Origin of the sequence: Parapedobacter brassicae (genome assembly GCF_051400755.1) — a bacterium.
In the GTDB taxonomy this organism is placed as follows: Bacteria; Bacteroidota; Bacteroidia; order Sphingobacteriales; family Sphingobacteriaceae; genus Parapedobacter.
In genome coordinates this window covers 43604-67494 of sequence record NZ_JBLFFL010000007.1, presented here as the reverse complement: position 1 = coordinate 67494, position 23891 = coordinate 43604, and the positions used below count along the sequence as shown (strand labels likewise).

Genomic DNA, 23891 nt, shown 5'->3' with positions numbered 1-23891 from the left:
TCTTTGCCGCTATTATGAATAATACGAAAAAGGCGTTGCTTTTACTTTTTTCATTGATCGCTTCTATACCCATGCTATGGGCGCAGCGCTATCAATATACGGTTGACTTGACCAACCTGCAGGATGACAAATTCAGGGTGACGTTGATCACGCCCGAGGTGACGGGCAAAAAGGTGGTATTCGCGTTGCCGAAGATCATTCCAGGTACGTACGCGATCAGCGACTACGGGGCGTTTACGAGTAATGTAGTGGCGGAAGACCGTGGCGGGCGCCGCCTGCCGGTGAAGCAGCTGAATACAAACCAGTGGGAGATCGGTAACGCAAAAAAGCTGCACCGCATTACCTATGAGGTGGAGGATATCTACGATACCGATAAGCAGCACAACATCTATCCGATGGCGGCGACCAACATCGAAGCGAAGAATGTAGTGGTGCATACGCCGGGGATTTTCGGATACCTGGAGGGTCAGCACAAGTTGCCCATTGAATTGACGTTTGAAAAGCCGGCGGACTTCTACGGGTCATCGGCGAAGGTACCCGTGGAAAGCAACGCTACCCGCGACGTGTTTCACATGGAGCGTTTGGATGACCTCTATGATACGCCCATCATGTACGGCGTGCCTGATACGACCACGGTAAAGGTGGGCAACTGCGAGGTGTTGGTATCGGTATATTCACCTAATAAAACGATCAATTCCGGAGAGATCGCCGGCTGGTTGAACGGGTTGCTGCAAGGGGCACGCGTATACCTGGGCGGCAAGCTACCGGCCGACCGCTATGCGTTCCTTTACTATTTCAAGGACATGAAGTTGCAGCAATCCTTCCAGCAGGGCATGGCCGGAGCATTAGAACATACCACGTCTTCTTTTTATTATATTCCTGAGCTGCCGGCGGATGTGCTGAAAAACATGCTGGTTGATGTGTCTTCGCACGAGTTTTTCCATATCATTACGCCGCTCACCATCGCGTCGAGGGAAGTGAAGGAATTTAACTATGATACGCCCATTCTGTCCAAGCACTTATGGCTTTATGAGGGTACGACCGAGTACACGGCGCATCATGTGCAGGTGCAAAGCGGTATCAATACCCCCGAGCAGTTTTTGGACAAACTTGGGGAGAAGATTGTGGACTCGCGCGAAAACTACAATGACACATTGGCCTTCACCCAGCTGAGTAAATATGCGGCCTCTACGTATGCCGACCAATATGGGAATGTCTACCAGAAAGGTGCGTTGATCGGGGCATGCCTGGATATTTACCTGCTGCACCTGTCAGAAGGGGGATATGGGCTAAAGGATCTGACACATGACCTGGGTATTCGCTACGGAAAGGACAGCTACTTTGAAGACGACGAACTTTTCGATGAGATTGCGCGGTTGAGCTATCCGGAGGCAAAGGATTTTCTCTTGAAGTATACACAAGGAAATACGCCGATCCCCTATGACGATTTCTTTCGCCTGGTGGGTGTCCGTTATCAACCCGATGGCACGAAAAAGCTGGTAGTCGATGAGCACGCGAGCGCAGAAGCCACGCGGCTCAGGGCCATATGGCTGACCGGTACGGTTCCCTGTAATTAGGGAACCGTACCCGCGCTTACTTCGATTACAGTAGCTATTTGTCGTTGCTTTTATTCCAGGTGCTTATCAAAAAACGCTTTCATATCGTTCCATGAAGCGGTATCTGCCGCTGCGTTGTACGCAATAGGGATATTGAATTTCTTCCCTTTTTCGGTGGCCTCCGGATTGGTAAATGCATGCGTCGCACCGGGGTATTCCTTGAATAGATAGTCGGCGTTGATGCTGTCCATTTCGGACTTGAACGCAGCGACCTCGGTATCGGGCACATTGACATCTTCGGCACCGTGGCAGATGAGGATAGGCGTTTTCACTCTGTTCTTATCCGCCGGCACCCCTTTCAGTCCGCCGTGGAAACTCACCGCCGCTTGGAGGTTGTCCCCTAATTTGACGGCATTCAGCACCATTGAGCCCCCGAAGCAATAGCCGATGGCTGCGATGCGCGTAGTATCCACTTCGGGGAGCGCTTTCAACTGGGCTAGGGCCGCATCGAAACGCTGTTTTGCCGCCTTCGGATCCTGATAATTGGGACCAGCCAGTGCCATGGCACCTTCGGGGTTATCGGCTGTTTTGCCCTGCCCGTACATATCCACTGCAAAAGCGACATAACCCAGATCAGCCAATTCACGTGTACGGCGTTTGGTATAATCGTCGAGCCCCCACCATTCATGAACGACCAGTATGCCGGGCTTTTTTACTGTATCTTCGCAAAAAGCGACGTAACCGACCATGGTGTCTCCCAAGGCCTGGTAGTTGACGGCTTTGGCAACCACAGAATCGGTAAGATTCAACTTTTGTGCAGCCTCGGTGGATTGGTTTTCTGTCGCGCCACCGCATCCCACTGCCAGGAACGCTGCGGAAGCTGCTAGTATGCCTATTGTCTTCATGAGCTTGTGTATTTCTTACGAAAATACAGAAATCTAGCTTGCCGAGCAATATGTTATTTCGCTGGGTGGTCCGAGGTTCAGGTGAGCAGAAGTTAAACTTTGTTAAAAAGCAGCAATGCGTTGCCAAAAAGATGATTTTTGCTTCATGAGAAGAATCATCGTCCCCCTATTTTTGGTGCTGGTCATCTTGGAGATCCCAGCAATCGGATGGTCACAGCTCCGACTGTCGGGCCAGGTACTCGACGCGGATAGCGGTGCGCCCCTGGCGTATGTCAATATCGGAATTAAGGATAAGAATATTGGGACGGTATCGATGGACGGGGGCGCTTTCACCCTGCACATCCCGGAAGGACATGAGCACGATACATTGACGTTCTCGCTGGTCGGCTATCAACTTTATCATATTCCGGTCAACGAGGCGAGGGGAGGGGAGCCGGTAATCGCCAAGCTGGCAGCTAAAAATACCCTATTGAATGAAGTGGTGGTCTCCGGCAGGAAGCCGGTGGAACGAAGGTACGGAATCAAAACACGTAACCTGTTGCTGCACTTTACGGATGGCATGTTTGAGCCAGACGATAGTTTCGAAATCGGCCAGCTCATCAAACTGGGAGAAACACCCGCAAAAATCACGTCCCTGAATCTTTACGTCTTCGATACGCGAGAGGACAGCGCAACATTCCGGATAAATTTTTACCGTTATGCGGACGGCCGCCCAGCTGAACGGCTGGTGGAGGAAAGCATCTTGCAGCGGCATGCGCTCAACAAGGGCTGGCTTCGGTTTGACTTGACCGAATACGATATCCGGCTGACCGGAGCATTTGTGGCTTGCCTGGAGTTTATGCCCGAAACCGGTGAGCAAACCGAACCCATCGCCTATGAAGTGAAATTGGGCGGTACGTCCAAAAGTTTTTATCGGAGAAGCAGCTTAGGCACTTGGAATACACCTCCTCATCATTATTGCCTGTATGTGACCGCATTGGTGGACCGTGATATGCCGGAGGAAGTTGAGGATATCGCATCCGCACCAACGCTGGTACTCCCTTCATCCGTAGTCAATGATGAGTTCAGCCTCTTCATCCAATTGCCTCCGGACTACGGCGAAGACACCAGCAGGCGCTATCCCGTGCTCTATCACTTGGATGGCAATGCTTATTTTGATCATGTGGGGCAAGCGGTACACCGACAGACCAAGGATGCGGTGGAGCCGATCGTTATAGGGATCGGATATGAAAATGCATACGTGATGGACTCCCTGCGGGTGCGTGATTATACCTTCCCAGCGGCGTCCCCGCATGAGGGCTTTGCAACAAGTGGCGGCGCAGACCGGTTTTACGATTTTTTACAGTCCGAATTGATCCCTTATGTAGACCAAACCTATCGCACTGACACCACATCGCGCGCAATCATGGGGCATTCCTTCGGTGGATACTTTGTGCTGTATGCACTGTGGCGTGATCGGACGGCGGAAGATGGTCACGCCCCGGTATTTGACCATTATGTGGCCGCCAGTCCGTCCATCGGCTATCAAGACAACTACATCATCCAGCAATTGACGGCGCTACCGGTTGCCAAGCACGGGCGGGATATGGAGCGATCCAAACTCTTGCTGACCATGGGAGAACGGGAAATGGGGGAGGGTATGGCCGCCAACTTCCAGAAACTGATCCATTCACTGTCTGAAAAGCCAGGCATCACGGTCCGCGCTAAGGTGTACCAAGATATGGAGCATATGGGCACCGCGGTGCCATCCTTTGAGGCGGGAATCGGATTTATTTGCCAATAGTAGTCTGCCAGACGCCTCTCATGATTCGTAAAGCTCCAGCGGCAAACCATCCGGATCCGAAAAAAACGTGAAGCGCTTGCCTGTGTGTTCGTCGACACGAATGGGTTCCGTTTGGACTCCCCTTTGCAGCAGGTGGGCTACGGCAGTATCGATATCCTGCACGGCAAAGGCCAAATGCCGGAGTCCACATGCTTCGGGCTTGGACGGTCTGGCCGGAGGGTCGGGAAACGAAAACAGCTCGATCACATACTGATTGCCCAGTGCCAGATCCAACTTGTAAGATTGCCGCGCTTCACGATACACTTCTTGCATGATACGCAGCTGCAGTATTTCGGTATAAAAGTGCTTCGAACGCAGATAGTCCGAACAGATGATGGCAATGTGATGGATAGCCCGGAGCGGCGGTTCTTGAACGCTGTTTTGTTGTTTTTCGTACATGGTGATTTATTAGCTTACCAAACTTCGATAACCTTGGACTAATTTGCAAGTTTCCGTAAACATAGCCATATCTTTGTGTCTGTCAAATCCACCGACGATGAGAAAGAAACTGGCCTTTATTTTTGCCGCACTCGGATGGTTCGCCGTGATTGCCCAATACTACCTGACGCTGGAGAATAGGGTTGTCGATATCATCGAGACCAATATCAGGTTTTTTAGTTTTTTCACCATCCTCACCAATATCCTGGTGGCGCTATACTTTAGTTTCGAGGTGTTGTGGCCACCGCCGGCCAAGCCGCTTAGCAGCCGTAGTGGGGCATTGACTGCCCTGACGGTTTACATCACTGTCGTCGGACTAGGTTACCAGATCCTGCTCCGGCATATTTGGGATCCTACCGGTCTGCAGATGGTAGTCGATGAGCTGTTGCACTCCATCATCCCGGTGCTGGTCATGTTGTATTGGTATTTATATGCGCCTAAATCTACCCTTCGCTATCAGCAACTATTTGTTTGGCTGTTGTATCCGCTTGCGTATCTGATCTACGTCTTATTACGGGGAAGTTTTTCGGATTTCTACCCCTATCCGTTTATCAATGTCCAGGCGCTTGGACTGACCGCTGTGTTGATGAACTCACTGGGCTTTGCGATGGCATTCATCCTGCTTTCGGCCTTGTTTATAAGCCTTGGTAAGAAGATTCAACGATAGCGGATTTGAAAGCGTGTTATGATGACAATTCGATCCATACCGGCGCGTGGTCACTTGATTTCTCCCATCCCCGAACGTGGCGATCCACTCCGGCAGCCTGTAGCCGCGGTAGGAGGGAAGGGCTAAGCAGAAAATGATCGATGCGTAACCCCGCATCACGACCGTACGCATTGCGAAAATAATCCCAAAACGTATAGATGGTTTCTGCCGGAAATAAGCGCCTGACGGCATCGGTCCACCCTTGGGCGACCAGTCTACGGAAGGCATCGCGGGTTTCCGGTCGGAAGAGCGCATCGTCTACCCAACGCTCCGGTTTATACACATCGATTTCTGTAGGGATCACATTGAAGTCGCCAGTGAGTATCACGGGAACCTGTTGGTCCAGTAATTCCTGGCTGTGCGCGATCAGCCGATCGAGCCAACGAAGCTTATAATCGAATTTCGGTCCGGGTGCGGGATTACCGTTTGGAAGGTATAAACAGCCAATAATAACTTCATTGACCTTTGCTTCAATATAACGGCTGTGGGTGTCTTCCGGATCGCCGGGAAGTGCACGGCAGATTTCCTCCGGTTGGCCGATACGCGATAAGATTGCCACGCCATTCCAGCTTTTTTGGCCATGCCAGATGGCTTGATAGCCGGCATCCAGCAGCGCCTGGACTGGGAAATTATCCTGGATGGCCTTCAGTTCCTGTAGACATACGACGTCTGGTTTGGTCTCCTGCAGCCACCTCAACACTACCGGTAGCCGGGCGTTGATGCTATTGACATTGTAGGTCGCTATTCTCATGCGATTCGTTTTTGTGTGGTACGTTAATCAAGTACAATAATACTCAATTATCCGGATGGTATGCAAATGGACCACACAACGAAACGCTAGCTATTCTAAAATGTGGGAGGCGCCGCATGGAGGTCAGCATCCAGGAAATCATTGATCATGGGGATCAGCCAATCCGTACGCTGCATCATACCGATATGCGTTGTACCCGGTACGATGGCCAGACGAGACTTCGGCAGCCCATGTATATCGCCCATTTTTCCACCGCCTTTGGCACGAAACAGCTCCAGGGCATGCTCATAGCGCACGCCGTCGGCATCGCCAATGGCCATGAATAGCGGAGCTTGTATATTTTTTACTTCCTTGGACCAATCATAAGGCTTCAAGTCAATGCTGATCACCTTCTTCACAAATTCCGGAAAATGAGCGGGGTCGTTTCCAAGGCTATCGTATTGTTTTTGAATCGGGGTTCCCTTGAACATCTCTGGGGTGATGGTAGCAAAACTGGCCTCCACATCGGCCCACCACCCGTCATGCGCATAGGTGCCAGACAATACCACGAGCCTGCGTACCTGCTCAGGATGGCGCACGGCCATCTGAAAGGCTATGCCGCCGCCCATGCTATATCCTAAAATGTCTGCACTGTCGATGTTAAGGTGCTTAAGCAGGCCGGACACATCGTCTGCCATATTTTCGTAACTAAATTCGCGGGAGATATCCCTTGTGCGGCCATGGCCCTGCATTTCCGTTACGATGACTTTGCGGTCTTTGGCCAGCAGCGGTATGATATGCGACCAATTTAAGGGGATGTTCATGTAGGAGCCATGCAGCAGTACGATGGGTTTACCGTTGCCGTAAACCTCATAGTACAGTTGCAGCCCGTTTACGGCGGCATAGCCGCTATCCGTCGGGCGTACAGACTGGCCCGAAACGGTGTCTTGGAGTGCAGCTGAGGCGCTTTGTCCATCCTCTGGGCGCGGTTGGCAGGATGCCACGATAATAGCAACCGAGAGACTGATGATCATATGCTTATTCATATCATTGCGGTTTTGTTACCATACAAAGCTCGGCAATAATACCGTGCCATGTGCAGTAGGTATGCGACAATCATGGTGGCCGAAAGCGACAGCCCTATTCAGGATTGTTTGATATTTTGGTGCTGGATAAGACATATTTTTATATATTTGCACCGGATTTATCAATATCCACCATCTGTCAGACTCCGTAGCTCAGCTGGTAGAGCAACTGACTCTTAATCAGTGGGTCGACAGTTCGAACCTGTCCGGGGTCACCAAAGCCTCAGCGAAAGCTGGGGCTTTCGTCGTTAAGATAGAAACACGCTCCTATCGTTTGGCTAAGGATACCGGCATACCTCAAACCCGCGTGTCCCAAATTATAAAGGGTCAACGCCGTATTACTGCGGATACAGCAATACGGCTAAGCCGCTTTTTTGGTAACTCCGTGAAATTCTGGCTCGGCATCCAGGATGATTACGATATCCGTACCACGCTGGACGAAAAGGAAGAAGAGTTCGAGAATATTAAACAAGTGGTGTTTGTATAAGGATTACCTCGCTACGCTCGGTGATCCCATAGGGGGAGTTTCACTCCTTTTTCCAAGGGATTACCTACGGCTCCTCCGTCGCCTCCGGTTTTCCTTTGGGGGAGGCTTCAACGCAACAGCAAACCAACGTGCTGCGCACGCTGTTTGTTGTTTAATCCGACTCGCTCAAGCAAGCTTGGGATTACCTCGCTACGCTCGGTGATCCCATAGGGGGAGGCTTCAACGCAACAGCAAGCCAACGTGCTGCGCACGCTGTTTGTTGTTTAATCCGACTCGCGCAAGCAAGCTTGGCTCGCCGTATTAAACAACAAAACCCCGCTATTGCGGGGCTTGCTGTTGCGTTGGCGGTGAGGGAGGGATTCGAACCCTCGGTACCGTTTCCAGTACGACAGTTTAGCAAACTGTTCCTTTCGGCCACTCAGGCACCTCACCGTTTTGCGAGTGCAAACGTACTACAAAAAAACGAATTTTGAAAAACCTCTAGATGAAAAAAAACATTTCTGAGCCTGATTAGCCCATGTGCTGTGCGCTCTCGATATCTGCTTTTTGTGCAACATTGCTCTTTTTGCTGGTGTCATAGTCAATCCGCACGTGGTAGATGCTTTTGAGCATGTCTTTGAAGATTTCGCTGATCATCGTGATGTCTTTGAGGGTGATGTTGCTGTTGATCAATTGCTTTTGGCTCAGTTTGGATTCGACGATTTTATCCACCAGGTCATTGAGGCTCTGTGAAGTCGGTTCTTTCAGGCTTCTGGAAGCGGCCTCGACCGAGTCGGCCATCATGAGTACGGCGGTCTCCCGCGAAAAAGGGATGGGGCCGGGATAGTGGAATACGTCTTCATCCACGAATTTCTCCGGAAAGGATTTGATATAGGACTGGTAGAAATAGTCTACCCGCGTGGTGCCATGGTGGGTACGGATAAAATCAATGATGACTTCGGGCAACTGGTGCTTTTTCGCCAACTCCACACCCTTGACCACATGCGAAATGATGATCTGTGCGCTTTGCTCGAAGGAGAGTCCGTCATGTGGGTTGTACCCTTTGGTCTGGTTTTCGATAAAGTATTGGGGGTTTGACATCTTGCCGATGTCGTGATACAGGGCACCGGCCCGTACGAGCAGGGTATTGCCGCCGATTTTGTAGATGGCGGCCTCCGCCAGGTTGGCCACCTGCATGGAATGCTGGAAGGTGCCGGGTGCTTTGTAGGAGAGTTCGCGCAGCAGCTTTGAATTGCTGTTGGTGAGTTCCATCAACGTCACATCTGAAATGATGCCGAATAGCCGCTCGAATGCGTAGATAAGCGGATAGGCCAGCAGGGTCAGCAATACGCTGAATACAAAGGGTGCGATATCTGCCCAATAGAGGTTGGTAAACGATCCGTCTCGCATAAGGCCCATCCCGATGTAGGCAACCAAATAGGTGCCCAAAATAATGGCCGATGAGATGAGGAACTGTTCTCGCTTGACAAGGGTTTTGATGCTGTATATGGCTACCATACCTGCGGAAAATTGCAGGAAAACAAACTCAAAGCTGTTGGGCACGAAAAACGCGGCGAGCAAAACCATCAGCAAATGGATGTTGAGCGCCAGGCGGGTATCGAAAAGTATCCGGATAATGATCGGGACGATGCAATAGGGGATGTAATATAGGCTTGGAAGTCCAATTTTAAGCGCCCAAGACAATACGAGCAACATGCCTGTGATGACGATTAAGATGAGGAAGATCAACCGGTTGTTGTGATAAATGTCTTTGCGGAAAAGGAAAATGAACACGAACAGCAGCGACACGATCAGCGCAACGATGAAAAACTGCCCGAGCATGACCAGCAGGCGGTTGCCTCCGAGACGGGCCTCTTCTTCATAGGCTTTCCGCAGGGACTCGATTTTTTGATATACTTCGTTATTGATGGTGGTTCCGTTTGCCACGATGAGCTCCCCGCGTTGCACCATGCCCCGGGTGGTCGAAATGCTGGCTAACGCGTCTTCTTCTAATTTGGCGGTAAGCGATTCGTTAAACAGATAATTGACGGTGATGTAGTTGTTCAATACATCAATAAACCATTCGGGCTGCTTAATCGCCGACCGGTTGCCGATCACCTTGCTCATGTACTCACGCGCGGTTTCCGTGGTGAATGCATTGGCCGTATTCAACTGTTTCGCAACATTATCGGTCAGCAAGGTGAAATTGTAATGGGTCCGGTCGCCCTGAAACTTGTTGTTCAGCGCAATGACGCCCCGGTTGTAAATATCGGTCAGTAATTGCACGCCGACTTGCTCGTAGGTACTCAGCCGTTGCTCCAGGGTATCCAGACCTCCCGTTTGCCATTTTTCGGGCAGATCAGCCTCAAATTGGCTAATTTGCTGCTCAGCTATTTGGGTGTTGTAATCATAAATGGGATGGATGGACTTCAGTACGTTTGCGCGGTCTTTTTCGAGTTCTGCCTGGGTTTTTAAAACGGCGAAATTGTAGGGTGATATCAGATCTTCATGCATCCATACTTTGCCCTTTTCGAATTCATACCGGAAACGCGGCTGCTTCGGTAGGAACAGGGTAATCAATACAATACTGGCCAGTATCATCCCGAACTTGAACAGGAAACCATAGCTGCCGCTCGTATTCGCTGATTTGTATTTTATTTTTAACCTCGCCACGTGATCGTATTTTATCCCAAACTTACTAAAAATCTTTTCTGTTTTGAAAGGAACAGCAAATTACTGGTGGCAAAGGTACGAAAACACCTGCAATACGGATTTTGGATGATCGGTGTTTTTAACAGTATGATAAATTGCTGTTAACACTGGCTTATTTTTTAGGTATTAGCTTTATCGAGGAAAAAATGGAATCCGTGATGTCAAAATCAAGTATTGAAATTACAGACAACGCTTATCTGATTACATTGAATAAAGCGGAATTTGAATACCCGATGGTACGCGCGTTGCTCACCAGGCTATTCAGCGGCGCCCTGCTTCAGGAAGAAGCCTATTCCAATGAAGAGGATTTTGCCAGCAAATACGCTTCCGAATTAGGTGAGCGCTTCGATTTTCTTGCAGACAAATGATCCTGATCTGGTGTTTTGCTTGGTAAAGAATTAAGAGCAATTCGTTACCTTTGTGAAAAAAAAGGCCCATGTCAAAACGCAGACACCTCGTTGCTCCTTCCGTATTATCTGCAGATTTTGCCCATTTGTATGATGACATTGTCATGGTTAATCAAAGTGTAGCCGACTGGTTTCATCTTGATATCATGGATGGTGTCTTTGTGCCTAATATTTCGTTCGGCTTTCCGGTATTATCATCAATAGCCCACTACGCAAAGAAACCCTTGGACGTACACCTGATGATCGTCGACCCTGATCGGTATCTGCAACAGCTCAAGGATATCGGCGCCGATAACATTACCGTACATCTAGAAGCTTGTACGCACCTTAATCGTACGGTGCATGCCATCAGGGAATTGGGTTGCACGGCCGGTGTAGCCATCAATCCGAGCACACCCATTTCGCATCTCCATGAGATCATTGAAGACGTGGATCTGGTATTGCTCATGTCGGTGAATCCGGGTTTCGGAGGGCAGCAGTTTATCGAGGCAACCTATCGCAAAATAAAGGAGTTGCGGGCGCTGGCGGCCGGAAGGAATGATAATGTGTTGATTGAGATTGACGGTGGTGTGAGCAGCCATAATGCGTTGGCCTTATTGAAAGCAGGCGCTGATGTATTGGTGGCCGGCAATTCCATCTTCGCGGCCAAGAACCCGATTCACACTATTGCAGAGCTGAAACACATTTCGCCCGATTTGATTTCTGTTTGACAATCGCATCAGCAGCGCTGTTTAGAATATTTCCAAATTGGATAGGCGGGACATCAACCCTCGTTCTAACTTGTTTTTTTCGTAAATTCGCAACAATTTTAAAATAACGGCATGCGATCGCCCGTTGTTTGCCTCTTTTCGTTTAATAAATATAAATATACTTGATAAATGGCATTTGATATTGACATGATTAAGCGGGTTTATGCCCGATACGAGGAGCGGATTGCCGCTGCCCGTACGGTGGTGAATAAACCGTTGACACTGACAGAAAAGATTCTATACACCCACTTGTGGGATGGCAACCCTGCCGAGGCGTACCAACGCGGGGATTCTTATGTGGATTTTGCGCCCGACCGCGTGGCCATGCAGGATGCCACGGCGCAGATGGCGCTGCTGCAGTTCATGCAAGCGGGACGGCCGCGGGTAGCCGTTCCATCCACCGTGCATTGTGATCACTTGATCCGCGCGAAGGAAGGTGCGGAGCAGGATTTGGCGGTGGCGACGACAGAGAGTAAGGAGGTGTTTGATTTCCTTGCGTCGGTATCGAATAAGTATGGCATCGGTTTTTGGAAGCCAGGTGCTGGGATCATCCATCAGGTGGTGTTGGAAAACTACGCCTTTCCAGGTGGCATGATGATCGGCACGGATTCGCATACGGTCAATGCAGGCGGCTTGGGTATGCTGGCCATTGGGGTAGGCGGTGCGGATGCCTGTGATGTGATGGCAGGATTGCCGTGGGAGCTCAAATTCCCGAAGCTGATCGGCGTCAAACTGACCGGCAAACTCAACGGCTGGACGGCGCCCAAGGATGTGATCCTGAAGGTTGCGGGTATCCTGACCGTAAAGGGCGGCACCGGCTGCATTGTCGAATACTTCGGCGAAGGTGCCCGGTCGATGTCGTGCACCGGTAAAGGCACGATCTGCAACATGGGGGCCGAGATAGGGGCCACCACCTCTACATTTGGCTATGACGAGTCGATGGAACGCTACCTCCGTGCGACCGATCGCGCCGAGGTAGCGGATGCCGCCAATGCGATTAAAGCACACTTGACAGCAGATCCCGAGGTGTATGCCGACCCCGAAAAGTATTTTGATCAAGTGATTGAAATAAATCTCTCTGAACTGGAACCGCACCTGAATGGTCCATTCACACCGGACTTGGCCACACCCGTATCTAAGATGAAAGAAGAAGCAGCCAAGAATGGTTGGCCCTTAAAAGTGGAATGGGGCTTGATCGGATCGTGTACCAACTCGTCATACGAGGATTTGTCCCGTGCCGCCTCTATCGCGAAGCAAGCCGTAGAAAAAGGGCTGGTGACGAAGGCCGAATTCGGTATCAATCCAGGTTCTGAGCAGGTGCGGTATACCGCCGAGCGGGATGGCTTGCTGGATACGTTCACAGACCTGGATGCGACCATCTTTACCAATGCTTGTGGTCCGTGTATCGGTATGTGGGCGCGCGTAGGCGCTGAAAAGGCGGAAAAAAACACCATCGTGCACTCCTTCAACCGCAATTTTGCCAAGCGGGCAGACGGCAACCCGAATACCTACGCCTTTGTGGCTTCACCGGAGTTGGTAGCCGCCATCGCTATCTCAGGAGATCTGTCATTCAATCCGATCACCGATACGTTGGTGAATGATAAGGGCGAGGCGGTGAAATTGGATCCGCCGGTAGGGGACGAACTCCCTCAAAAAGGGTTTGACGTGGAAGATCCTGGTTATCAGGCGCCAGCGGCAGATGGAAGCCATGTGTCTGTAGCAGTATCGCCGACGTCGGACCGCCTGCAGTTGCTCGACCCGTTCGCAGCATGGGAAGGTACCGATCTCAAGGGGTTGAGGCTGCTGATCAAAGCGAAAGGCAAATGTACGACCGACCATATTTCGATGGCTGGCCCCTGGCTTAAATACCGCGGGCACCTGGATAATATTTCGAATAACCTGCTTATCGGCGCCGTCAACTTCTTCAATGAAAAAACAGACAATGTAAAAAATCAGTTGACGGGTGCCTATGGTCCCGTACCGGCCACCCAGCGGGATTACAAAGCAGCTGGAATAGGCACGATCGTGGTCGGCGATGAGAATTATGGCGAAGGCTCATCACGCGAACATGCGGCAATGGAACCCCGCCACTTAGGCGTTCGCGCGGTATTGGTCAAATCATTTGCCCGCATACACGAAACCAACCTGAAAAAGCAGGGGATGCTGGCATTGACCTTCGCGGATAAGGAAGATTATACTAAGATCCAGGAAGATGACACGTTCGATATCGTGGGGCTTACTGAATTTTCGCCGAATAAACCGCTTACCTTGATCATTCGCCATGCCGATGGCGCGGTGGATGAAATCAGGGTAAATCATAGCTACAACGACCAGCAGATCGGCTGGTTTAAGGCGGGGGGCGCATTGAATATCATCCGCCAAAGCCTGGCTTCGGCATAATAGGCTACGCTGCTAACTAAACGATAAAAGCCGTTTCCGGTAATCCGGAGCGGCTTTTTTCATTTGAATAAAATTGCTTTTATAGCCATTCATTCAGTGAAAAGGTGTCTTTCAAACGGTAACCCTTATCAGTGAGCTGTACGGTGCAGCACTCGTTTATGGGGTCGTGCTCCAGAAACAGGGCATAATCATGGTCAACCGCCTCCTGCCAATAATTCTTGCGCTCCTCCATCGTAATCAGCGGCCTGACATCATAGCTCATCACGTAAGGCAACGGGATATGTCCGACTGACGGGAGCAGATCAGCCATGTAGAGCAAGGTCCTGCCGTTGTAATTAATCTGGGGCATCATCATCGCATCGGTATGGCCATAAGCAAAGCGGACGGTCATGTTTTCGGAGAATCGAATACCGTCTTCGATGTCAATGAAGCGGAGCTGCCCGCTTTCATAGATGGGCATGATGTTTTCCTGTAAGAACGAGGGTTTCTCCCGATGGTTTGGGAACAATGCCCAATCCCAGTGTTGTTCATTGCTCCAATAGGTCGCGTTTTTGAAGGCCGGAACCAATCGGCCGCCGTCCCGTACGATGGCACCTCCCACATGGTCAAAATGGAGGTGCGTAATGAACACGTCCGTCACATCGTCGCGATGGAAACCATGTGCTGCGAGGGAACTGTCTACTGTGGCCTCGCCGTGACGGTAGTAATGGCTGAAAAATTTTTCATTTTGCTTGTCACCCAATGCGGTATCGACCAGAATGAGCCGATCGCCGTCTTCGATGAGCAAGAGCCGGGTGGCCCAGGTGCACATGTTTCGCTCATCGGCGGGATTGGTGCGCTGCCAGATGGATTTGGGTACTACGCCGAACATGGATCCGCCGTCGAGTTTGAAAAATCCGGTATCAATCGTATATAAGTTCATCGTTTCGTCTTCTTTGGTCAACTGCTAAAGATAGGAAATGCAAGCAATAACCGGAAATACAACTGCGTATTCGGAATCCCTGCGTGGAGCCGTTTTTTTTCAAAAAAGGCTAAAACGATAAACGGTCTTGTGTTACAGTTGGTTGACTTAGTGTATATATGACAATACATTGATTTTCAGTGTATTTTGATTGATAATGTCCATTTTCAATCCCTACCTTTGCGGCGTTAATGGCGTAAAATATATCCTAATTGCTATGAATGATTCAAAAAAACTAGTTCCTGACCTGACGTATCTATTTATTCGGAACCATGAAAAGATACACTATCAAAAGAACGTGGCCGAATTGGTGGAGCACGCGATCGTCAATCGGGAGGGTAACCTCACCGATACGGGCGCACTGGCCGTCGATACTGGGCGGTTTACGGGGCGTACACCGCAGGATCGGTTCATTGTTCGAGATGCCCTGACCGAACATACGGTTTGGTGGGGAGCCATCAACCAACCGATCGATGCCGCCTCGTTTGACTACTTGTTTGAGGAAGTGGGGGCATATTTCAGCGGTAAGGATGTCTTTGTCCACGATGCCAGTATCGGCGCGGACCGTGATTATTGTGTCGGTGTCCGAACCATCACCGAGACTTCGTATCAGAATATCTTCGTCCATAATTTATTCATCCGGCCGGCTTCACCTGACCCAACGGCCCGTCCGGCTTGGTCGATATTGGCGGTACCGGGGTATACCTGCCAGCATCCGGAGCAATACGGGCTGCATGGTCCCAATTTCGTGATCATCAACTTCACCCGCCAGGTGGTTTTGATTGCCGGGACCGGCTATACCGGAGAGATCAAGAAAAGCATTTTTTCCGTCATGAACTACTTGCTCCCGCTTCAAAAGCGTGTGCTTTCCATGCACTGCTCGGCCAATACGGATGACCGCGGGCATACCGCACTCTTCTTCGGTCTATCGGGAACTGGAAAGACCACGCTGTCGGCCGACCACGATCGGCTGTTGATAGGAGATGATGAACACGGTTGGGACGATAAGGGGGTGTTCAACTTCGAAGGCGGCTGCTATGCCAAGTGCATCGGTCTTGACGCGCGCCATGAACCGGAGATTTTCCGCGCCATCCGGTTCGGGGCCCTGGTTGAAAATATCAATTTTTTTTCCGGGACGCGCATGCCGGATTACCGAGATGGATCGAAGACGGAAAACACCCGGGTGGCCTATCCGCTTCACCACGTGGCGCACAGCGTCGCTTCGGGCAGGGCAGGAGCGCCGAACGATATTTTCTTTCTGACGGCTGACGCATTTGGTGTACTTCCTCCGGTGTCGCGGCTGTCCCCCACACAGGCCATGTATCATTTTATTTCGGGATACACGGCCAAGGTTGCCGGTACGGAGGTGGGTGTCACGGAGCCTAAGGCGGTTTTTTCCGCTTGTTTCGGCGAGGCATTTTTGCCGCTGCACCCCGCATATTATGCCGAGTTGCTGCGAGAAAAATTAAGGGGTGGAAAGATCAATGTATGGTTGGTCAATACCGGGTGGATCGCTGGTCCGTTCGGCATCGGACGGCGGATCAAACTCCACTATACCCGATCGATCATCAAAGCGGCGCTGAACGGGGATCTGCAGGAATCGACCTTTCAAACGCATCCGGTATTTGGGCTACGGTATCCTATGAGTTGCCCAGACGTGCCCGATCAGGTACTGGATCCCGTACAGATGTGGTCTGACGAAAGTGCCTATTACGCCCAAGCAAACCAGTTGGCGAAGCTTTTCGTTGAAAATTTCAGGAGGTTTGAAAAGGAGGTGAGTAATGACGTATTGGATGCGTCGCCCGCAACCCTGGAAAGCGGAATGGAAACCGATTCGTCACGTTAGGGAATGCAATCGATTGATTGATTTTTTTAAAATAACGCAAACGATTGTTTGACGGAATCCTGTTATAATTAACGGACGAATTTGCATATTGCGTGTCATTTTGAAGGCGGAAGGCCATATGTCCTATTTTCTGTATGAATTATAACGTTAACCCAAAACAGCTCGCGACGTTTGCAAGTAAGTTTGTTATCGACGGCGATATCGCCAATGTTTCGCCATTCGGATCGGGACATATCAACGATACCTATCGTGTGCAGACCGGCCCAGCATCAAAAGATTATTTGCTCCAACGGGTAAACCATCACGTCTTTCGGGATGTGCCGGCGGTGATGCAAAATATAGAGCTGGTAACCCGGCATCTTAAAGAAAAATATAAGGGTGCCTTCGCCGGTGAGCAGCAGTTGGAAGAGCGGGTGTTGACGCTGATCCCGACAAAGACAGGGGCGTCTTTTTATCAAGATGAAGCGGGCAATTTTTGGCGGATGTTCATTCTGCTGGCGAACACACGGAGCTACGACATCGTAGAAACTCCCCAACAGGCGAAGGAGGGGGGGCGCGCGTTCGGACAGTTTCAGCGATTGCTTTCCGATTTGGATGTCGGGCTTGTCCACGAGGTATTGCCTGACTTTCTCCACATCGGGAAGCGGTTGCAGACGCTGCATCAGGCTGTTGCGGCAGACACGGTCAATCGCGTCAGCCGGGTGGCTGAGGAATTGGCCTTTGTGAGGCAGCGGGAAAAACGCATGTGCACCATATTGGATCTGGCGGCGAAGGGACAGTTGCCTGTGCGCATCACCCATAATGATACGAAATTCAATAATGTGTTGTTGGATGCACAGGATCGATCACAATGTGTGATTGATTTGGATACCGTGATGCCGGGATACGTGGCATATGATTTCGGCGATGCCATCCGCACGATCATCAATACTGCCGCGGAAGACGAAGCCGATTTGGATCGGATAACATTAAACATACCTTTGTTTGAAGCCTATGCGGAAGGGTATTTTGAAGAAGCACATTCTTTTTTAACACCTCAGGAGATTGATTCCTTGATCGAGGGCGTCCTATTATTGCCCTATATGCAAGCGGTACGGTTTCTGACCGATTTTCTGGAAGGTGACCATTATTATAAAATTCAGCATGCTGATCACAACCTGCAGCGTACCCGGGCACAGCGTCGGTTGGTGGAGCAGCTCGAAGAGCATGAATCGGAATTGCGCGCGATCATTAACCAATACAAATGAATACACTGGTCGTTCCGTTTTTGAAGCACGTCCACTACCGCACGTCGGCCAACGAAGCATTGATGGCGCTGGGTACCGTGCACGCTAATGAACTGGAAGAGGTGCCGTGGCCCGATTTTCCATATAAGCCATCGGTAACGTTCAGGATCGCCCATACCGTGGATAGCCTGCTGTTGGAATATCGGGTCAGGGAACAGCATATCAAAGCGGAGTACCGGAATACCAATGACCCCGTTTATAAGGATAGCTGCGTAGAGTTTTTCCTGTCGTTTGAGGGCCAGCGGTATTATAACCTGGAGTTTAACTGCTTAGGCACCGGACTCATTGGCTTTGGCGACGCGGACATCGATACGCGCAGGCAGCTGTCCAACGCTACCGTTGAAAAAGTGAAGACCTACAGCAGCATGGAAGCGGTGGCGCAAGCGGGTGCAGATGCCGAATGGCTGCTGCTGCTGAATATTCCGTTTTCGGTGTTTGACGCCCATCAGATCGCATCGCTGGCCGGAAGGCGGTGTACAGGCAATTTCTATAAATGCGGAGACGACCTGCCAGTGCCGCATTTTGTGTCGTGGAATGGGATCGACCATCCCACACCAAATTTTCATTTACCGCAATGCTTCGGTGAGTTGTTGTTTTCTTCATAAATAAGTTGGAAATTAAATTCGAATCACCTATCTTTGCACCCTCAAATAGGAATATAGTAACTCATAGATAACATGAAACCTGCCATGGCAGCGACTTTCGTAAAAGGCGATGTAAATGCAGGTTCCATGAGGCAATTAAAAGACAAAATCATTAACGAATGAAAACAGACTTGCATCCATCGAATTATAGGTTAGTGGTGTTCAAGGATATGTCAAACGACTACGCTTTCTTGACCAAATCATGCATTGACACCAAAGAGACCGTTACGTGGGAAGACGGGAATGAATATCCATTGGTGAAGCTTGAAATTTCGCACACGTCTCACCCGTTTTATACCGGCAAAATGAAATTGGTCGATACCGCAGGACGTATCGATAAATTCCGCAGTCGCTACAACAAGAAATAAGCTGATCAATAGATAATCGACATTGGTCCCGATATTTTATCGGGACTTTTTTATTTTAGCCGTTTTAATTGAATGCCTATGCAGCTCGTGCTATTTGACAAAATGGATTGGAGGACAGGCCTTTATCCGTTGGCGTTGACGCGCCCGGTAGCTGATTTGCGCGTAGGTATACTGACGATCGCCGAAAAATGGGGGAAATGGTTAGACGTTCCGTTTACATTCCTCACCGAAGATTACCTGGCAGAGAAGTATCCGCTGGGGTCATTGCCGGAGGAAGTATTGCTGATCCGCGGCAATTGCTGTCCGGATAGCCGGCTGTGCGATGCGGTAGCGGCCTTAGGTAATGGACAGGCGCTGATCGCGGGCGGGGAGGTGATTGCCCTGCGTACCGATGGCGCGGCGGTTGATCAGCTGGACATGGCGGAGCCGGGCGACTATTCGCCCGTGAGCTATAAATACGATATCGTGCGGATCAATCATCCCGAAGATATATTCATCAACAACGGCCAACAGATCAATTCCGATTTCGAATTGCTTACCAAGGGTAGATCGTCGGCAACAATATCGGATAGCAATCGTTTTATAGGCAATAGGTTCTTCGCAGAAGAGGGAGCCAGTGCCGAATGCGCGACATTCAACAGCACGCGCGGTCCGATTTACTTGGCCAAAAACAGCGAAGTATGGGAGGGGGCACTGATTCGGGGATCTTTTGCATTGTGTGAAGGTTCACAGGTAAAAATGGGAGCCAAGATATATAGTAATGTGACGGTAGGCCCGTATTCTCGCGTCGGCGGGGAGTTGAATACCTGTGTCATATGGGGTCGGTCTTCCAAAGGCCATGAAGGCTACCTCGGAAGTGCGGTGATCGGCGAATGGTGTAATTGGGGAGCCGACACGAACAACTCGAATCTAAAGAATAACTATAAACCCGTACGGCTATACGACTATGGTCGCATGGGGTATCGCGATACAGGGTTGCAGTTCTGTGGTATGGTTATGGCAGACCATGTCCGGTGCGCGATCAACACAGCATTCAATACAGGTACGGTGGTGGGCGTAGGGGCGAATATTTTCGGCGGGGGTACACCGCCTGCCTTCATCCCCGATTTTGCGTGGGCCGGTCCCGCAGGTTTCTCGGCCTATCAACTGGACAAACTGTTTGAGACCGCCGACTTGGTGTACCAGCGACGGAACATCGCCTTCGATGAGCAGGAAAGAAGGCTGTTGGCGGCGGTATTTGAAATCACGAAGAAACATCGCAACTTTTAAAACAAATTTTAACCTTAATAGAATATCAATCATCATGCGAAAGAAAATCGTTGCCGGAAACTGGAAAATGAACCTCGACTATCAGCAGGGGATAAGCCTTTTTTCTGAAATTGTAAACATGGCTAAGGATGAGGTCATCGGCGACCAACAGGTCGTGGTATGCAGCCCGTTTATCCACCTCCACAGCATCGCCCAATTGGCGAAGGGTGCGACCCACGTAGCCATAGGCGCTCAGAATATTTATTTCGAGGAGAAGGGGGCCTATACCGGCGAGGTATCGGCTGGCCAGGTGGCGTCTACAGGGGCAACCTTTGTGATTCTGGGTCATTCTGAACGCCGCGCATATTTTCAGGAAGATAATTATTTACTGGGCAAAAAGCTTGATGCGGCGTTGAAACATGACCTGACCCCTATTTTTTGTATCGGCGAAACGCAGGAAGAGCGTGAATCCGACCGGTATTTCGATGTGATCAAGGAACAGCTGGAAGCGGGTGTATTTCACTTGTCAAACGAAGCGTTCGGCAAGGTGGTGTTGGCTTATGAGCCGGTGTGGGCGATCGGCACAGGTCTTACAGCATCACCCGAGCAGGCGCAGGAAGTACATGCGTTCATCCGGAATGAGGTGGCATCGCATTATAATGAAACGATCGCCGACGACACCACGATCTTATATGGTGGAAGCTGTAATCCGCAAAATGCGCCCGCGCTTTTTTCGCAAGCCGATATCGATGGTGGACTCATCGGGGGAGCATCCTTGAAATCACGTGATTTCATCGATATCGTGAAGGTGTTGTCATGAAATATGCAGAAGTGGTTTTCACCTGTAAAGGTGGCGAAGACTGGCATCAGGACCTGTTGATCGACCAGCTGGCCGACAGGGGATTCGATACCTTTGAACCGCGGGACAGTGGTTTTGCCGCGTACATTGCTTCCGAACAGCTCGACGTGTCGTCGCTGGAGTCGCTGCTGATCCACCAACCGGTCGGGTTTGAGGTGCAGTATGAGGTGCGTGAAATCCAGCCGCAGAATTGGAACGAGGTGTGGGAACGCAATTTTGAACCGGTCGTCATTGGAGATGCGTGTTATGTGCGGGCTACCTTTCATGCGCCGCGACCCGAATATCCCCATGAGATCATCATTGATCCCAAAATGGCATTCGGCACGGGTCACCATCAAACCACGTCGCTGATGATCCATTACCTGCTGGAAACCTCGTTAGCGGGGCAAGCCGTATTGGATATGGGATGCGGCACCGGTATATTGGCTATATTAGCAGCCAAATTAGGCGCCTCAACGGTATTAGCCATTGATAATGACCCTGTGTGCGTAGCCAGTGTGGAGGAAAATAAGGTTTTAAATGGAGCAAACGATATCGAAACCCAATGTGGTTCGGTCGAATTGATCGGCAACCGGCGGTTCGACGTGATATTGGCCAATATCAACCGCAATATTTTATCGTCACAAATGGGCAGTTATGCCCGGGCATTGACAGCCGAAGGCATATTATATATCAGTGGGTTCTATGACGGAGCGGATTTGGCATTGCTGGTCAATGCCGCATCCCAGCATGGATTGGTCTACGAAAGCCATCGAGAGCAGGAGGGTTGGGTGGCTGCGCGATTGATAAAAAAGGGATAATTATGCGCGTACATTTTATTGCCATTGGCGGAAGCATCATGCACAACCTTGCTATTGCATTAGCCAAGAAAGGTTACATCGTCAGTGGCTCGGATGATCATATCTACGAACCCTCGCGCACCAATCTCGCGAAGGAGGGGTTGCTGCCGAAGCCGGGCTGGGATCCGGCACGGATCACTTCCGATATCGACGCGGTGGTACTGGGCATGCATGCCAAGGCGGATAACCCTGAGCTGCTGAAAGCCCAGGAAAACGGCACGCGTATTTATTCCTATCCCGAATTTATCTACGAGCAGACCAAAGAAAAAACGCGCGTGGTAATTGGTGGTAGCCACGGCAAAACGACCATTACCAGCATGATCATGCATGTATTGAAATCGATCGGACGGGATTTTGATTATTTGGTGGGGGCGAAGCTCGACGAGTTTGAATACATGGTAAGGCTCACCAAAGATGCTCCGCTGGTCGTCATCGAGGGAGATGAGTACCTGGCCTCACCGATTGACCAACGTCCCAAATTCCATTTGTATCGGCCCCACATCGCGCTTATCAGCGGAGTAGCCTGGGATCATGTGAATGTATTTCCGACGTTTGAAAACTATGTCACCCAATTCAGGCTATTCATCAAAACCATCGAGCCGAAGGGAACATTGGTATACAACAAAGAAGACAAGAAGTTGCAGGAGCTTGTTTTGGAGGATCAATCCAAGATCAATAAGCATGGCTATCGAACACCGGAGTATACCATCAATAAAGGGATCACCTACATGCATACCTACATGGGGGAGATTCCATTGCAGGTATTCGGCAAGCATAACCTATCCAATATTGCCGCTGCCTTTACGGTCTGTGAGTGGCTGGGGGTAGCGCGGGAAGCATTTTACACCGCCATCAAGGGTTTTAAGGGCGCTTCAAGGCACTTGGAATATGTGGCGAGTAATAACGACAGTGTCGTCTACCAGGATTTTGCGCATACGCCCACCAAGCTGAAAGCGAGTATTCATGCGCTGAAAGAACAATTTCCCGAAAAGGCACTGGTGGCCATCATCGAATTGCATACGTACAGCAGCCTCAATGAAGCCTACTTAAATGAATACAGGGATACCATGCGGGAAGCGGAATATCCGGCCGTATTTATCAATCAAGAGGCGTTAAAACAGCTCAATGCGGAAGCGATTTCAGAAGATACGCTGAAAAAGGCGTTCAACCAGCCTAACCTGATTTATTTTCACAACATCGAAAGCATGAAACAATACCTGAAAGAGATGACTCCTGATGGTAAAAATCTACTGTTTATGAGCTCGGGGAGCTATGGTGGTATAAATCTTGTTAATTTTGCTGATGAATTCTTGTATAAATAGAAGTTTAACTATTTTGTGTCACCACATTTACAGTTTATATAACACAGCTACTTAATATATTACAACTACTTACATTTTAGTCAAACGATCATCTCACCAATGAATGCATTAGGAAAAAAAATCAGGTTGCTACGGCATCAAAAGGGCTGGAGTCAGGAAGACGTTGCAAAGCGATTGGATATATCCATACCGGCTTTTTCAAAAATAGAAACCGGGATAACGGATGTCAACCTGTCCCGGTTAGATCAGATATCACGATTGTTTGGGATGACCGTGGTACAATTGCTGGCTACCAACGACTCGGAAGAGGAGAAAGCATATGTTTCAGCGCTTGAAATGGCCAATAAGAAACTGCAAGAGCGGGATGCGGAAGTGATTGAATTGCAGAAGAAGGTCATTGAACTCTACGAACTACTGCATAAAAAGCCAGAATAATTTATGCGATCCGGCACCATGAGCGCCAATAACACATCTACTATGGTAACTATTCATCATAGTAGATGTGCTGAAAATAAACGTTACGATCATCATGCTGGTAAGTA

At 50.0% G+C, this 23891-nt stretch carries 22 protein-coding genes and 2 tRNA genes; 17 read left to right on the top strand and 7 right to left on the bottom strand.

Annotated features, from left to right (window positions below; all coding sequences use genetic code 11):
• Positions 1 to 14 precede the first annotated feature (14 nt).
• Complete coding sequence (locus ACMGDE_RS16855; RefSeq protein ID WP_436833992.1) at positions 15 to 1577, top strand: M61 family metallopeptidase; 1563 nt, start codon at positions 15 to 17, stop codon at positions 1575 to 1577.
• 50 nt (positions 1578 to 1627) lie between these two features.
• Here ACMGDE_RS16855 and ACMGDE_RS16850 read toward each other — a convergent pair whose 3' ends face one another.
• Positions 1628 to 2461, bottom strand: a complete 834-nt coding sequence (locus tag ACMGDE_RS16850) for a dienelactone hydrolase family protein (RefSeq protein ID WP_436833991.1) — start codon at positions 2459 to 2461, stop codon at positions 1628 to 1630.
• 145 nt (positions 2462 to 2606) lie between these two features.
• On the opposite strand from ACMGDE_RS16850, the gene ACMGDE_RS16845 reads away from it, so the two are divergent.
• Positions 2607 to 4244 carry an alpha/beta hydrolase-fold protein gene (locus ACMGDE_RS16845; RefSeq protein ID WP_436833990.1) on the top strand — a complete coding sequence of 546 codons (1638 nt, stop codon included), beginning with the start codon at positions 2607 to 2609 and terminating at the stop codon, positions 4242 to 4244.
• Between the two features lie 18 nt (positions 4245 to 4262).
• Here ACMGDE_RS16845 and gloA2 read toward each other — a convergent pair whose 3' ends face one another.
• Positions 4263 to 4682 carry an SMU1112c/YaeR family gloxylase I-like metalloprotein gene (gene gloA2, locus ACMGDE_RS16840; protein ID WP_436833989.1) on the bottom strand — a complete coding sequence of 140 codons (420 nt, stop codon included), beginning with the start codon at positions 4680 to 4682 and terminating at the stop codon, positions 4263 to 4265.
• Positions 4683 to 4779: 97 nt separating this feature from the next.
• Between gloA2 and ACMGDE_RS16835 the strand changes: the two genes are divergently transcribed.
• Positions 4780 to 5388: a Pr6Pr family membrane protein gene (locus ACMGDE_RS16835; RefSeq protein WP_436833988.1), complete on the top strand. Its 609-nt coding sequence runs from the start codon at positions 4780 to 4782 to the stop codon at positions 5386 to 5388.
• Between the two features lie 16 nt (positions 5389 to 5404).
• Here ACMGDE_RS16835 and xth read toward each other — a convergent pair whose 3' ends face one another.
• Together xth and ACMGDE_RS16825 are read right to left on the bottom strand one after the other, a co-directional pair.
• A complete protein-coding gene (xth, locus tag ACMGDE_RS16830; RefSeq protein WP_436833987.1) occupies positions 5405 to 6178 on the bottom strand; it encodes an exodeoxyribonuclease III in 774 nt (257 codons plus the stop codon).
• A 95-nt stretch (positions 6179 to 6273) separates the two neighbouring features.
• Positions 6274 to 7203 (bottom strand): alpha/beta fold hydrolase, encoded by a 930-nt coding sequence (locus ACMGDE_RS16825; RefSeq protein ID WP_436833986.1) that lies wholly within the window; start codon positions 7201 to 7203, stop codon positions 6274 to 6276.
• A 181-nt stretch (positions 7204 to 7384) separates the two neighbouring features.
• Between ACMGDE_RS16825 and ACMGDE_RS16820 the strand changes: the two genes are divergently transcribed.
• Positions 7385 to 7460: transfer RNA gene (locus ACMGDE_RS16820), tRNA-Lys, on the top strand.
• Positions 7412 to 7729, top strand: coding sequence for a HigA family addiction module antitoxin (locus tag ACMGDE_RS16815; protein ID WP_436834109.1), 318 nt, complete (start codon positions 7412 to 7414; stop codon positions 7727 to 7729). The genes ACMGDE_RS16820 and ACMGDE_RS16815 overlap by 49 nt, the downstream gene beginning before the upstream one ends.
• 342 nt (positions 7730 to 8071) lie before the next feature.
• Here the strand turns inward: ACMGDE_RS16815 and ACMGDE_RS16810 are convergent.
• Positions 8072 to 8161, bottom strand: a tRNA-Ser gene (locus tag ACMGDE_RS16810).
• A gap of 78 nt (positions 8162 to 8239) precedes the next feature.
• Positions 8240 to 10381 carry an HD family phosphohydrolase gene (locus ACMGDE_RS16805; protein WP_436833985.1) on the bottom strand — a complete coding sequence of 714 codons (2142 nt, stop codon included), beginning with the start codon at positions 10379 to 10381 and terminating at the stop codon, positions 8240 to 8242.
• 197 nt (positions 10382 to 10578) lie between these two features.
• Here ACMGDE_RS16805 and ACMGDE_RS16800 point away from each other — a divergent pair, with 197 nt between their 5' ends.
• The 3 genes from ACMGDE_RS16800 (at position 10579) to ACMGDE_RS16790 (ending at position 13976) form a co-directional block, all read left to right on the top strand.
• Entirely contained in the window at positions 10579 to 10788 is a 210-nt protein-coding gene (locus tag ACMGDE_RS16800) for a hypothetical protein (RefSeq protein ID WP_436833984.1), read from the top strand.
• 68 nt (positions 10789 to 10856) lie between these two features.
• A complete protein-coding gene (rpe, locus tag ACMGDE_RS16795) occupies positions 10857 to 11537 on the top strand; it encodes a ribulose-phosphate 3-epimerase (RefSeq protein ID WP_436833983.1) in 681 nt (226 codons plus the stop codon).
• 168 nt (positions 11538 to 11705) lie between these two features.
• Positions 11706 to 13976: an aconitate hydratase gene (locus ACMGDE_RS16790; RefSeq protein ID WP_436833982.1), complete on the top strand. Its 2271-nt coding sequence runs from the start codon at positions 11706 to 11708 to the stop codon at positions 13974 to 13976.
• Between the two features lie 79 nt (positions 13977 to 14055).
• On the opposite strand, the gene ACMGDE_RS16785 is transcribed toward ACMGDE_RS16790, so the two are convergent.
• Complete coding sequence (locus ACMGDE_RS16785; protein WP_436833981.1) at positions 14056 to 14898, bottom strand: MBL fold metallo-hydrolase; 843 nt, start codon at positions 14896 to 14898, stop codon at positions 14056 to 14058.
• 256 nt (positions 14899 to 15154) lie between these two features.
• Between ACMGDE_RS16785 and pckA the strand changes: the two genes are divergently transcribed.
• The 9 genes from pckA (at position 15155) to ACMGDE_RS16740 (ending at position 23784) form a co-directional block, all read left to right on the top strand.
• Entirely contained in the window at positions 15155 to 16783 is a 1629-nt protein-coding gene (pckA, locus tag ACMGDE_RS16780; RefSeq protein WP_436833980.1) for a phosphoenolpyruvate carboxykinase (ATP), read from the top strand.
• A 134-nt stretch (positions 16784 to 16917) separates the two neighbouring features.
• Positions 16918 to 18030, top strand: a complete 1113-nt coding sequence (locus ACMGDE_RS16775) for a phosphotransferase enzyme family protein (protein WP_436833979.1) — start codon at positions 16918 to 16920, stop codon at positions 18028 to 18030.
• Positions 18027 to 18674: a carbohydrate-binding family 9-like protein gene (locus ACMGDE_RS16770; protein WP_436833978.1), complete on the top strand. Its 648-nt coding sequence runs from the start codon at positions 18027 to 18029 to the stop codon at positions 18672 to 18674. Before ACMGDE_RS16775 ends, ACMGDE_RS16770 begins: the two co-directional genes overlap by 4 nt.
• Positions 18675 to 18832: 158 nt before the next feature.
• Complete coding sequence (locus tag ACMGDE_RS16765) at positions 18833 to 19081, top strand: type B 50S ribosomal protein L31 (protein WP_436833977.1); 249 nt, start codon at positions 18833 to 18835, stop codon at positions 19079 to 19081.
• A 72-nt stretch (positions 19082 to 19153) separates the two neighbouring features.
• Positions 19154 to 20350 (top strand): putative sugar nucleotidyl transferase, encoded by a 1197-nt coding sequence (locus tag ACMGDE_RS16760; RefSeq protein WP_436833976.1) that lies wholly within the window; start codon positions 19154 to 19156, stop codon positions 20348 to 20350.
• A 34-nt stretch (positions 20351 to 20384) separates the two neighbouring features.
• The gene (gene tpiA, locus ACMGDE_RS16755; RefSeq protein WP_436833975.1) at positions 20385 to 21149 is read left to right on the top strand and encodes a triose-phosphate isomerase; all 765 of its coding nucleotides are present in this window, start codon (positions 20385 to 20387) and stop codon (positions 21147 to 21149) included.
• Positions 21146 to 21988, top strand: a complete 843-nt coding sequence (prmA, locus tag ACMGDE_RS16750) for a 50S ribosomal protein L11 methyltransferase (protein WP_436833974.1) — start codon at positions 21146 to 21148, stop codon at positions 21986 to 21988. The genes tpiA and prmA overlap by 4 nt, the downstream gene beginning before the upstream one ends.
• A gap of 2 nt (positions 21989 to 21990) precedes the next feature.
• Positions 21991 to 23349 carry a UDP-N-acetylmuramate--L-alanine ligase gene (locus tag ACMGDE_RS16745; RefSeq protein ID WP_436833973.1) on the top strand — a complete coding sequence of 453 codons (1359 nt, stop codon included), beginning with the start codon at positions 21991 to 21993 and terminating at the stop codon, positions 23347 to 23349.
• A 99-nt stretch (positions 23350 to 23448) separates the two neighbouring features.
• A complete protein-coding gene (locus ACMGDE_RS16740; protein ID WP_436833972.1) occupies positions 23449 to 23784 on the top strand; it encodes a helix-turn-helix domain-containing protein in 336 nt (111 codons plus the stop codon).
• The last annotated feature ends 107 nt before the right edge of the window (positions 23785 to 23891 follow it).

Excerpts from the sequence above, each read along its gene's own strand:
- ACMGDE_RS16855 (WP_436833992.1), top strand. The coding sequence starts at position 15 with ATGAATAATACGAAAAAGGCGTTGCTTTTACTTTTTTCATTGATCGCT.
- ACMGDE_RS16850 (WP_436833991.1), bottom strand. The coding sequence starts at position 2,461 with ATGAAGACAATAGGCATACTAGCAGCTTCCGCAGCGTTCCTGGCAGTG.
- ACMGDE_RS16845 (WP_436833990.1), top strand. The coding sequence starts at position 2,607 with ATGAGAAGAATCATCGTCCCCCTATTTTTGGTGCTGGTCATCTTGGAG.
- gloA2 (WP_436833989.1), bottom strand. The coding sequence starts at position 4,682 with ATGTACGAAAAACAACAAAACAGCGTTCAAGAACCGCCGCTCCGGGCT.
- ACMGDE_RS16835 (WP_436833988.1), top strand. The coding sequence starts at position 4,780 with ATGAGAAAGAAACTGGCCTTTATTTTTGCCGCACTCGGATGGTTCGCC.
- xth (WP_436833987.1), bottom strand. The coding sequence starts at position 6,178 with ATGAGAATAGCGACCTACAATGTCAATAGCATCAACGCCCGGCTACCG.
- ACMGDE_RS16825 (WP_436833986.1), bottom strand. The coding sequence starts at position 7,203 with ATGAATAAGCATATGATCATCAGTCTCTCGGTTGCTATTATCGTGGCA.
- ACMGDE_RS16800 (WP_436833984.1), top strand. The coding sequence starts at position 10,579 with ATGTCAAAATCAAGTATTGAAATTACAGACAACGCTTATCTGATTACA.
- rpe (WP_436833983.1), top strand. The coding sequence starts at position 10,857 with ATGTCAAAACGCAGACACCTCGTTGCTCCTTCCGTATTATCTGCAGAT.
- ACMGDE_RS16790 (WP_436833982.1), top strand. The coding sequence starts at position 11,706 with ATGGCATTTGATATTGACATGATTAAGCGGGTTTATGCCCGATACGAG.
- ACMGDE_RS16785 (WP_436833981.1), bottom strand. The coding sequence starts at position 14,898 with ATGAACTTATATACGATTGATACCGGATTTTTCAAACTCGACGGCGGA.
- pckA (WP_436833980.1), top strand. The coding sequence starts at position 15,155 with ATGAATGATTCAAAAAAACTAGTTCCTGACCTGACGTATCTATTTATT.
- ACMGDE_RS16775 (WP_436833979.1), top strand. The coding sequence starts at position 16,918 with ATGAATTATAACGTTAACCCAAAACAGCTCGCGACGTTTGCAAGTAAG.
- ACMGDE_RS16770 (WP_436833978.1), top strand. The coding sequence starts at position 18,027 with ATGAATACACTGGTCGTTCCGTTTTTGAAGCACGTCCACTACCGCACG.
- ACMGDE_RS16765 (WP_436833977.1), top strand. The coding sequence starts at position 18,833 with ATGAAAACAGACTTGCATCCATCGAATTATAGGTTAGTGGTGTTCAAG.
- ACMGDE_RS16760 (WP_436833976.1), top strand. The coding sequence starts at position 19,154 with ATGCCTATGCAGCTCGTGCTATTTGACAAAATGGATTGGAGGACAGGC.
- tpiA (WP_436833975.1), top strand. The coding sequence starts at position 20,385 with ATGCGAAAGAAAATCGTTGCCGGAAACTGGAAAATGAACCTCGACTAT.
- prmA (WP_436833974.1), top strand. The coding sequence starts at position 21,146 with ATGAAATATGCAGAAGTGGTTTTCACCTGTAAAGGTGGCGAAGACTGG.
- ACMGDE_RS16745 (WP_436833973.1), top strand. The coding sequence starts at position 21,991 with ATGCGCGTACATTTTATTGCCATTGGCGGAAGCATCATGCACAACCTT.
- ACMGDE_RS16740 (WP_436833972.1), top strand. The coding sequence starts at position 23,449 with ATGAATGCATTAGGAAAAAAAATCAGGTTGCTACGGCATCAAAAGGGC.